Source organism: Shewanella mangrovi (genome assembly GCF_000753795.1).
Classification (GTDB): Bacteria; Pseudomonadota; Gammaproteobacteria; order Enterobacterales; family Shewanellaceae; genus Shewanella; species Shewanella mangrovi.
Window position 1 is genome coordinate 81,509 of the sequence record NZ_JPEO01000014.1, and the last position, 10,349, is coordinate 91,857.

8 protein-coding genes are annotated in these 10,349 nt (G+C 48.7%); all 8 read right to left on the bottom strand.

What is annotated here, in order from left to right:
* Positions 1–9 precede the first annotated feature (9 nt).
* The 8 genes from purF to HR45_RS14610 all read right to left on the bottom strand — a co-directional run bounded on the left by purF (position 10) and on the right by HR45_RS14610 (position 10,234).
* Entirely contained in the window at positions 10–1,524 is a 1,515-nt protein-coding gene (gene purF, locus HR45_RS14575; protein WP_037444311.1) for an amidophosphoribosyltransferase, read from the bottom strand.
* A gap of 39 nt (positions 1,525–1,563) precedes the next feature.
* Positions 1,564–2,052: a CvpA family protein gene (locus tag HR45_RS14580; protein WP_037444313.1), complete on the bottom strand. Its 489-nt coding sequence runs from the start codon at positions 2,050–2,052 to the stop codon at positions 1,564–1,566.
* 106 nt (positions 2,053–2,158) lie between these two features.
* Complete coding sequence (locus tag HR45_RS14585; protein ID WP_037444315.1) at positions 2,159–2,764, bottom strand: SPOR domain-containing protein; 606 nt, start codon at positions 2,762–2,764, stop codon at positions 2,159–2,161.
* Between the two features lie 5 nt (positions 2,765–2,769).
* Positions 2,770–4,053, bottom strand: a complete 1,284-nt coding sequence (folC, locus tag HR45_RS14590) for a bifunctional tetrahydrofolate synthase/dihydrofolate synthase (protein WP_037444317.1) — start codon at positions 4,051–4,053, stop codon at positions 2,770–2,772.
* A gap of 27 nt (positions 4,054–4,080) precedes the next feature.
* Positions 4,081–4,863, bottom strand: coding sequence for a tRNA pseudouridine(38-40) synthase TruA (gene truA, locus HR45_RS14595; RefSeq protein ID WP_037444319.1), 783 nt, complete (start codon positions 4,861–4,863; stop codon positions 4,081–4,083).
* Between the two features lie 137 nt (positions 4,864–5,000).
* Positions 5,001–7,913 (bottom strand): FimV/HubP family polar landmark protein, encoded by a 2,913-nt coding sequence (locus tag HR45_RS14600; RefSeq protein WP_037444321.1) that lies wholly within the window; start codon positions 7,911–7,913, stop codon positions 5,001–5,003.
* Between the two features lie 176 nt (positions 7,914–8,089).
* Positions 8,090–9,106, bottom strand: coding sequence for an aspartate-semialdehyde dehydrogenase (locus tag HR45_RS14605; RefSeq protein ID WP_037444322.1), 1,017 nt, complete (start codon positions 9,104–9,106; stop codon positions 8,090–8,092).
* A complete protein-coding gene (locus tag HR45_RS14610) occupies positions 9,107–10,234 on the bottom strand; it encodes a 4-phosphoerythronate dehydrogenase (RefSeq protein WP_037444324.1) in 1,128 nt (375 codons plus the stop codon). It abuts the gene before it with no gap.
* Positions 10,235–10,349 lie beyond the last annotated feature (115 nt).

Genomic DNA, 10,349 nt, shown 5'->3' on the forward strand with positions numbered 1-10,349 from the left:
CTTCAGCGCTTATGGATGCCCTTCGTTGTGCATCTCAAGATTAGTGCCGATATCGCGGTTACGGTTGGCTTTGGCATCATCATTACGCAGTTGCGTCAGATGATCCAGATAAGACTGGTCAACATCTTTGGTGATGTAATGACCATCAAACACTGAGGTTTCAAAGCGTTTGATATCCGGGTTTTCCATGCGTACCGCTTCCACCAAATCTTCCAGATTTTGGAAAATGATGCCGTCAGCGCCAATCAGCTTCGCGATTTCATCGGCATCACGGCCGTAGGCAATCAGCTCATTAGAGGTTGGCATGTCGATACCGTAAACGTTCGGGAAGCGAATTTCTGGTGCAGCTGAGGCGAAATACACTTTCTTCGCGCCGGCTTCGCGCGCCATCTCAATGATCTGTTCTGACGTAGTACCACGTACAATAGAGTCATCCACTAGCAATACGTTTTTATCTTTAAATTCCGCATTGATCGCGTTCAATTTACGACGTACAGATTTACGACGTTGTTGCTGACCCGGCATGATAAAGGTACGGCCGATATAACGGTTCTTCACGAAACCTTGGCGATACGGCAGATCCATGGTGCGGGCAATTTCCAGCGCCACGTCTACTGAAGTTTCAGGAATTGGAATCACCACGTCGATATCATGGTCGTACCATTCTTTCTTAATCTTTTCGCCGAGCTTAGTGCCCATGTTAACGCGGCTGGCGTAAACCGAGACTTTATCGATGGTAGAATCTGGACGCGCAAAGTACACAAACTCAAAAATACATGGGCTGTATACTGGCGACTGCGCACATTGGCGGGTGTAGAGTTCACCGTCCAAAGTGATATAAATCGCTTCACCTGGTGCTACGTCGCGCATCACTTCAAAGCCAACCGCATCCAACGCGACGCTCTCTGAAGCCACCATATATTCAGTGCCATTGGCAGTTTCGTGTTTACCTAGGATAAGTGGACGAATACCAAATGGATCGCGGAATGCCAACAGGCCATTACCGACAATCATGGCGACAACGGCGTACGCACCGCGCGTTTGCTCGTGCACGCGCGCTACGGCATCAAACACTTCATCGGCGGACAGCTTGGCACTATCAGTCTTGTCGATTTCATCCGCCAACAGGTTCAACAATACTTCTGAGTCGGAAGTGGTGTTCACATGACGGCGTTTTTGTTCCAAACCTTCGGCGAGCTGCACAGTATTGGTCAAGTTACCGTTGTGCGCTAACGAGATACCGAATGGTGAGTTAACATAGAAAGGTTGGGCTTCTGACGCGCTGGAGCTACCAGCGGTTGGATAACGGCAATGGCCGATGCCGGCATTACCTTGAAGACGTTGCATGTGTTTAGGCTCAAACACATCTTTTACCAAGCCGTTAGCTTTACGCAAACGAAATGCTCGGTCATCTACGGTCACAATACCCGCCGCATCCTGGCCACGATGCTGTAACACAGTTAATGCATCATAAATGGTTTGATTAACCGTTGAGCGGCCAACTATTCCGACGATACCACACATGGGTAAGTTTCCTCGTATTAAGATGTTCGAATAATCTTTTTATAATTTGGGTACAAAGCTGGAGGTGTTTTCCAAGTAATGGAAGAACCATTGGATCACCGTTCCAAATTCTGGCACTAACTTCGATGCCTGCCACCAATCTGTTTTGGGGGCGCCAGTAAAGGCATCCATAAAGAATAATAATGCGCTGACAATCAAGGCTCCGCGAATCGCGCCGAAAACCAGCCCTAATACGCGGTCGGTACCTGATAAACCAGTTTTAAGTACAAGCTGCCCAAGAAGATAATTTACTATCGCCCCGACAATCAAAGTCGCCACAAACAGAATGGCAATCGCCACACCATTGCGGAGCATCTCGTCGTTTATCTGGGTGATATAGACAGCAAGCTCTTGATAGAACTGACTGGCAATAAAAAAGGCAGCAAACCAGACTACCAATGACATCGCTTCTTTAGCGAAGCCGCGGATCAAACTGACCAACGTCGATAGCCCGATAATGATAATGATGGCGTAATCTATCCAAACCATGGGTAGAAGTGTCCAGCAATGATTGAGAACGGCGCGATTCTACCAGAGAGCGAGTGCATTCTCACCCCCACATTCAGAAATAATTGTTCTGAAAAACGTCATTGACTCAATGTTCTAATGGATTGAAACGGATCACTTTACCTTTTAAGGAGGTAAGCGACTCCACTTTTTGTTGTTGGGTTCTGAGCTTATCGAGCGACACCTCGGGGCCGACAAAGACTCTTGTCAGTTTCCCTTCGACGGGTTTACTCGGTAGCGTGTAGGCAGCAAAGCCCGCCTTTTGCAATTTAGCGACTAAGCCTTTGACATTGGTGGCGCTACTAAAAGCACCTAATTGCAACGTCCACGCGACTTGAGACTTAGGCGCAGGTTTGGTCTCAACTGGCTTTTCCGCCGGGGATGGCGTTACCGCTTGTCCGCTCGAAGCAACAGGGGTGTCTTCGCTATCGTTACTGGCGTTGGCGGTTTGGTTTGGCTGATCTTGGCTAGCAGATTCGGTATCTGAGGTGGTATCAAGCGATTGCGGTTCATCCAACACTTTATATACCTGGGTATTTTGTTGAACTTCACCAACCTCAGGACGCAGTGGGATCTCTGCAAATTGCTCCGGTTTAAGCGCCTTTTTACCATCGAGAATATCTGGCAAAAAAATCACCCCCAACGCGGCGATGACGATGGTACCAACCAACCTATTGTGAAACTGTGTTGCCAAAATCTCTATTCCTTTCCAATAGTTTGCACAACTTCCTTAAAACCAGACACAGTGTAAAAGGAGCCAAACACGATTACCACATCTTCTTGGCTAAGAGTGGGGGCAAGCGCACGCCAAGCTGTCGAAAAATCATCAAATAAGCTGGCATTTTGCGCTGATGGTAACGCTTGGTGTAATTCTGCCGCGGTTGCCCCACGCTCATTATGCAGTGTCACTAACGACCATTGCTGCACCAAAGGCGCCATAATCTGCATGACGCCATGAATATCTTTGTCTTTGAGCATGCCACACACAGCATAGCAACGACGTCCCTGCAGCATTACCTGCAGTCGTTGTGCTAAGTAACGTGCTGCATGAGGGTTGTGGGCCACATCTAAAATCACTAGCGGATGTTCTGACAAACGTTCCATTCGCCCCGTTAAGGTTGCGCGACTGAGCCCGGTGTGAATAGCGTCCAGCGGTAACGCTGGCAGCAACTGCTCAAGCACCGCCAATGTAGTCGCCGCATTCGGCAATGGTAACTGTGGCAACGGTAGTTCATTGAAATGCCAATGTTCACCCGTAAACTGCCAATGATTTTCGTCCTGCAGATAACTAAACTGTTGGCCAACACGTTTCAGAAATGCGCCTTTGCTTTCGGCAACGTCAGCCACTGTCGCGGGCATATCAGGCTCACCAACAATTGCAGCGCAGCCGAAACGGAAAATACCGGCTTTTTCGAAACCGACTTGTTCACGCGTGTTCCCTAAAAACGCCTGATGGTCGAGGTCAACTGACGTAATTGCGGTAATCGTCGAATCCACAATATTGGTGGCGTCTAAGCGTCCACCCAATCCTACTTCTAAAATAACAAAATCGGGCTGACGCTGTTTAAAGAGCAGTAGCGCCGCTAAGGTGCCAAACTCGAAAAAGGTCAGTGATGTCTGTGCGCGAGTCTGTTCAATCAACTCAAAGGCGGCCACGATGGCATCGTCAGCCACATCGTGTTGGTTGATGCGAATACGTTCGTTATAACGCTGCAGATGCGGTGAGCTATAGACGCCAACCGAATATCCTGCTGCCAGTAATATCTCTTCCAGCATGCGACAAGTTGTGCCTTTACCATTGGTGCCACCAACAGTAATAACCTTGCTAGGCAGCTTAATCACCCCCAGTTTTTCGGCAACCTGAGTGACTCGTGTTAAGCCCATATCAATTTCAATGGCATGCAGCGCTAACTGATAATCTAACCATTGTGCAATCGAAGCATTGGCTGCGGGCGGTTGCAGAGATGCGGAATCTTGCGTCATGAAAGTCGTCCTTACTTCAACGTGAATTTAAGCCAAAAACAATGGGCCTAGCGCTGGCTTAGGTAAGTCAAAATGCTCAGGATATGTCACGTCAACTAAATAGAGTCCGTGTGGTTTAGCGGTCGCCGCCGCTTTGGTGCGATCTTTCATCGCGAGTACGTCAGCAATCCAGTGCTCTTCTTGATTGCCATAGCCGACTTCCAATAACGACCCCACAATATTACGCACCATGTGGTGCAAGAACGCATTAGCAGCAATATCAACAATGATGAAATCGCCATGGCGCGTGACATCAACGCGATGTACGTTACGAAATGGTGTGCGAGATTGACACTGCACCGCGCGAAAGCTGGTGAAATCATTCTCTCCGAGCAGATGCTGCGCCGCGCGATGCATACGCAGTTCATCTAGGTCACCATGATAATGACTGACGCCCTTGCGCAGAATGCCAGGACGTAAGTTGTGGTTGTAGATAATGTAGCGATAGCGACGTGCGGTAGCGGAAAAGCGTGCGTGAAACTCGTCGTCGACAACTTTCGCCCAGCGCACCGCAATATTGTCCGGTAGATTAGCATTTACGCCCAATGTCCAAGCCCCGATATTACGTTCAGCACCAGTGTCAAAGTGCACCACTTGCCCAGTCGCATGTACTCCGGCATCGGTTCGTCCGGCGCATTGTAATTCAATCGGTTCATCGGCAATTTTCGACAAGACGCGCTCAAGCTGTCCCTGCACTGAATCGACTTCAGCCTGACGCTGCCAACCATAAAACCCATTGCCGTCATATTCGACGCCTAGCGCAATCCGCATGCTTTCCCCCATCACTAATAACGGTGGCGGATTCTACCACAGCCAACCGGCTGAAACCGCAGTTTATCGAGGTATTGGTTGAAGTCTAGCCATAAAAAACGGCACTAAAAAGTGCCGTCTTTGTTATCGATGAATGTTTAACTAATCTCTTTCAACAGATTTGCAGCTTCTTCCTGTTGACGCGAGTTACCGTCAGCCTGCACTTCCTGTAACAAAGCCTTGGCACTGTCACTATCATCGATTTCGATATAGGCGCGGGCCAAATCTAACTTAGCATTGACTGAGTTTTCCTCATCATCGACGTCCACCATGTCAGTGTCATTCATCAGTGAATCAATATCGCCGACATCGACATCACGTGATTTATAAGGATCGCCTTCAATCTCAGATTCATCGGCATCGTTCAGCAAACGATCTATATCGATAAAGCCATTTTCCTTCTGGAAGTTTGCCAACTCGCTGTCTGATACAGGTTTAACAGGACGTTTCGATAACTCTGCGGAATCCAACGCCGCTAACGCCTCATCGACAGTGATCCTTGGAGCATCTTCAGGTTCATCATCTTCCAAGGTCAGCTCGAAGCTTTCTTCCTCTTCAACCAGCGGCTGCTCAGCAGAGAATTGTTTCAGCAGATCGTCATCACTTAGTGACAAGCCATGGTTCTCGTCCAACTCTTCTAATAATTCGTCAGCATCGGCCGCGGCCGTCTTAGGTGACGCCTTTAGATCGTTGAAGAAACCTGAATCCTTCGCGCGCGCAGCTTTGCGTTCTTCCTCTTGAGAAAGCTCGGCCAACAAGCCATCAAAGTTTTCATCATCACCAGCGTGTGAGAACTCATCTTCCAATGAGAAATCAAAGTCTTCACTCTCATCTTCAGTTGCTTGATCGTTATCTGTACTCGCTTGTTCTAATTCAGCCAGCAGCGCATCTGCATCTAATTCGTCTGTCGCGCCGTCATCTTCATCGACCAGTTCAAGCGCATCATCTTCAACCGCTGCTGCACCACCTAATTCCGCCAACAACGCATCTGCATCTAGCTCGCTGCCGTTATCACTAACGTCTAATGCCTCATCCAACTCGGCGGCAATTTCATCACTCAAATCTTCAGCTGTTGCGGGCGTTTCTAATTCTGCGAGCAATGCATCCGGATCTAACTCATCTTCCCCACTCGCACTGTCTTCATCCGCGAGTTCGGCGGCAATCTCTGCACTCAGGTCTTCAGCTTGTGGTGCTGCTTCAAGCGATGCCAACAGTTCATCCGCATCAATTTCAAACGGCGTTTCTTCAATTTCAGGGGCGAGCTCGGCGGCAATCTGCTCAGACAGATCTTCTGGCTCACTGTCAGCGGCTAACTCTGCCAGCAGTTGGTCGGGATCAAGCTGCTCGTCATCAGTTTCGTCTTCTTGTTCCAGCTCAGCAGCAATCTCATCCGCTAAGTCTTCTGCCGTGGACGATGGCGTTGTCGGTAAATCAGCTTCCAATGCGGCTAACAGATCATCGGCATCGACGTCATTTGTGGACGCATCATCGTCCAATTCAGCGAGCAGTTCATCTGAATCAAAGGCGCTGGTTTCAGCTACCGGTTCGTCGTCATCTAACTGCACGACATCTTCATCTAGACCAAATTCACTTTCCAGTGCCGCAGCCACATCGTCAGGTAACGAATCTTTCAATGAAGGCTCTTCGTCTTCAAGACCGTCAAGCAGTGAATCAAAATCATCTTCGGCGGCACTAGAGCTCAGGCTGTCACCTTCCTGTTCGCCTATAGCTTCCGCCCACAGGTCATCAAGAGACTGGCCTTCTTCATCAGCATCTAACTGAACGGCACTCTCGTCGCCATCATCGACAAACATCTCCTGCGCCATCGCCATTTGACTATCGTCAGACTCAAACTCTTGCTCGGGGTGCAGTTCGATATTGTCGACATCTAACAGATCATCAAGAGACGCATGAGCGTCGTCATTGTCATCAAGTGCCATGTCACCATCGGCCGCGACCAAATCACCATCATCCAAATCGGCAGCTGCCGCGCTTAACGATTCTGGTTCGTCCGCCGCAGTGGCAGCACGTCTGCGACGCAGGAATAACCACAGCAGCAATAAGATCAGTAATGCTGGCCCTCCCGTAATCGCGCCGAGCAGCAATGGGTTATCCATGATGCTGCGCCATGTATCATCCGGCATGGTTACGGCTTGCGTCGCAGGCTTAGGCTGCTCTTTAACTACTTCCTCTGTTACCGCTGGCTCTTTAGCGGGCTCGACGGCTTCAGTGGCGGTTGTTTCTGGGGTTGTGGCCGCTGGCGCAACAGCAGCACTCTCAGCAGGCGCGGCTTTTGCTGCTAGCTCTTCTTGGAAACTGGCAAACTGCGCCTTTGTGGCGGCAAGCTCTGCTTCTAATTGTGATAAACGCTCATCCAACGACTGATTTTGTTGCTGTAATGCACTGCGTTGCGCTTCTGATTCAGCGAGCTGATTTTTGAGCTCGGCGAGCTGTGTCTGTAAAGCGGCATTTTGTTGCTGTAATTCAGCAATTTGATCTTTTGCAGCTGCATCAACCTGCGTTGTGGTTACCGTTTTGTCAGGCGCCGCTGTGGTGGCAGTGGGTTGTTGGTCTTTATTTTCAGTTGGCGCTGGGGCGGTATTTTTTGCGTTTTGGGCAGTACGATTCCAGCTTTTATCATCCTGCTCAGCACGGGCACGTGCGAGGTTACGTGGAATTGCCGCCATCACCTCTTTAGAAGGGATAAGCAGAATCATGCCACGCTCTAAGCTGTTGTAGTTATTACTGGTAAAGGCTTGAGGATTGGCTTCAAAGATGGCGGCCATTACCTGATAAATTGACACAGAATCATCGGGACGGACTTTTTGCGCAATACTCCAAAACGTATCATTTACCGACGTTGGTCCATATTGCCGTACCTGCTGCCGACTCTCTCCATTTGGACCTGTAACTTTTAGAACCTCACCGTGGGCTGTTGGCACAGATAAAGACGAACTGACTGCCAAACAAATAGCCGAAAGGCCCACCAAGTAAGAAGTGCGAAAGTTCATCAACTATTCCCTTTCTAAGCGCTGACATACGCCCATAGATCATGGGCTTTAGGCATTTGTATTTATTGGGTTTACTATAAACCAGAAATCACCGCCCTGCTACTGTTCACAATTGCAAAACAAAAAAAGCCTGCACAAGGCAGGCTTTTATCACATTTCAAATAAAATCAATGGCTTTATAAATAGTCGCGAATTAACAACTCACCAATTTGTACGCTGTTTAACGCTGCACCTTTACGGATGTTGTCTGAAACCACCCACAGGTTTAGGCCATACTCGTGTGAGATATCTTTGCGAATACGGCCAACAAATACAGGATCTTCACCTGCTGCATCAGTCGCAGCTGTTGGGTAATCGTTATCATCGTCGAATAACACAATGCCTGGTGCATCACGCAGTAACGCTTTTACTGACTCAGCATCAACAGGTTGTTGCGTCTCGATGTGCACAGCTTCTGAGTGACCATAAAATACGGGCACACGCGCCGCAGTAGGATTCACCAGAATTGAACTGTCACCGAAAATCTTCTGGGTTTCCCACACCATTTTCATCTCTTCTTTGGTGTAGCCGTTATCCATAAATTTATCGATGTGCGGCAACACGTTAAAAGCGATCTGTTTTGGATAGACGGTTGGTTCAGAAGGCAGACCTTGCAGTTTTTTCGCCGTTTGCGTCGCTAACTCTTCAATCGCTTTTTGACCAGAACCTGACACAGACTGGTAAGTCGCAACGTTGATGCGGCTAATACCAAAATTGTCATAGATAGGCTTTAGCGCCACCAACATCTGGATGGTAGAACAGTTTGGGTTAGCGATGATATTGCGGTTACGGAAGTCTGCAATCGCATGTGGGTTAACTTCTGGCACGACCAATGGAATATCGGCGTCATAACGGAAGTGTGAAGTGTTATCGATCACTACACAACCAGCATCACCCGCAATCGGTGCCCACTTGGCTGAAACATCGCCACCCGCTGAGAAGAAACCAATTTGTGCTTGAGTCCAGTCGAAGGTTTCCACGTCCAGAATTTCAACCTGTTTACCGTGGAAAGTTACCGTGTTACCAGCACTACGACTACTGGCGAGCGGAAACAACTTAGCTACCGGAAAGTTGCGTTGCTCGAGGATCTCGATCATGGTTTGACCCACGGCGCCAGTTGCGCCCAACACTACCACATTAAATTCCTGCGACATTTACCGAATGACTCCTGAAAAACCTAGTTTGGACAGACAATCTACCTCAGAACCGTCAGCATTTACCAGAGCTAGCGCACTGAATTCTCGCCGATGACGATGATTTTTTCTCATATTGTCAAATCCGTCAGGAATTTGGTGAATTTTCCTGAATTGGCGATCATCATCACGCAGGTCATAAACAAAGCGGCACAAACGCAATAGTTCAGCAGCAGATGGCAATTGATTCAAGGTCAATGTTTGATACCAGGTAGCGGGCAATAACGCTGTCAAAGATTTATCCGCGCTGGTGTTCATCACTTCACACAAGCGTTGATACAACATGAAGGTGCCAAGCGCTTTACCTTCTAGGCTATAACCTGCGATATGGGGGGTGGCGATATCAACCAGAGGCACAAGCTCTGCCAGCGGCTTAGGTTCGCCTTCCCAAACATCAAGCACCACCGGGAATGGGGCTGTTTTGAGCTTGTTAAGCAGCGCGAGATTATCAACCACCTCTCCGCGACAAGCATTAATTAACCAGCAGCCCGGCTTCATGCGTTCAAGAACAGTGGCATCGATCAGATGATGAGTAGCAAACGCCCCTTCATGGGTGATGGGCACGTGCAACGTGATAACATCTGCCTCAGCCAGTAAAGTATCGAACGAGACAAACTCACGAGGATCACCTTGCTGCGCTAATAGTGGGTCATATAGCAGTGTGTTGATGCCCCAAGCCGCTAAGCATTTTGCTACCGCACTACCCGTATTACCGGCGCCAACAATGCCCACTGTTTTCCCAGCAAGTGATGCTTGATATTTATCAGCCAGTTCCAATAGCGCATTGAACACATATTCGCCCACCGAGGTAGCATTACAGCCGGGCGCACTGGCAAAGGGAATGTCACGTGAGGTGAGATAATCGTGATCAATATGGTCGGTACCGATAGTGGCACTACCAACGAACTTCAGTTTTGAGTTTTGCGCTAACAGCGCTTGATTCACTTTCGTTACAGAGCGAACTAACAACACATCAGCATCTGCCACTTGCTCTGCTGTCATATGTCGGCCATTGAGCGACACAATTTCACCGAAGTCCGAGAACAGTTCTCGCACATACGGCATATTTTCATCCACCACCAATTTCATGAAGCAACTAATCTATTTAGCGAACTGTTAAGTACCGCATATTACCAACTCAACCGCCGAAAATCTGGTTTGATTTAGCGGTGGCAGTAAAAATCCACCTGCATAGCAGGTGGCT

Excerpts from the sequence above, each read along its gene's own strand:
- folC (WP_037444317.1), bottom strand. The coding sequence starts at position 4,053 with ATGACGCAAGATTCCGCATCTCTGCAACCGCCCGCAGCCAATGCTTCG.
- truA (WP_037444319.1), bottom strand. The coding sequence starts at position 4,863 with ATGCGGATTGCGCTAGGCGTCGAATATGACGGCAATGGGTTTTATGGT.
- HR45_RS14605 (WP_037444322.1), bottom strand. The coding sequence starts at position 9,106 with ATGTCGCAGGAATTTAATGTGGTAGTGTTGGGCGCAACTGGCGCCGTG.
- HR45_RS14580 (WP_037444313.1), bottom strand. The coding sequence starts at position 2,052 with ATGGTTTGGATAGATTACGCCATCATTATCATTATCGGGCTATCGACG.
- HR45_RS14610 (WP_037444324.1), bottom strand. The coding sequence starts at position 10,234 with ATGAAATTGGTGGTGGATGAAAATATGCCGTATGTGCGAGAACTGTTC.
- purF (WP_037444311.1), bottom strand. The coding sequence starts at position 1,524 with ATGTGTGGTATCGTCGGAATAGTTGGCCGCTCAACGGTTAATCAAACC.
- HR45_RS14600 (WP_037444321.1), bottom strand. The coding sequence starts at position 7,913 with ATGAACTTTCGCACTTCTTACTTGGTGGGCCTTTCGGCTATTTGTTTG.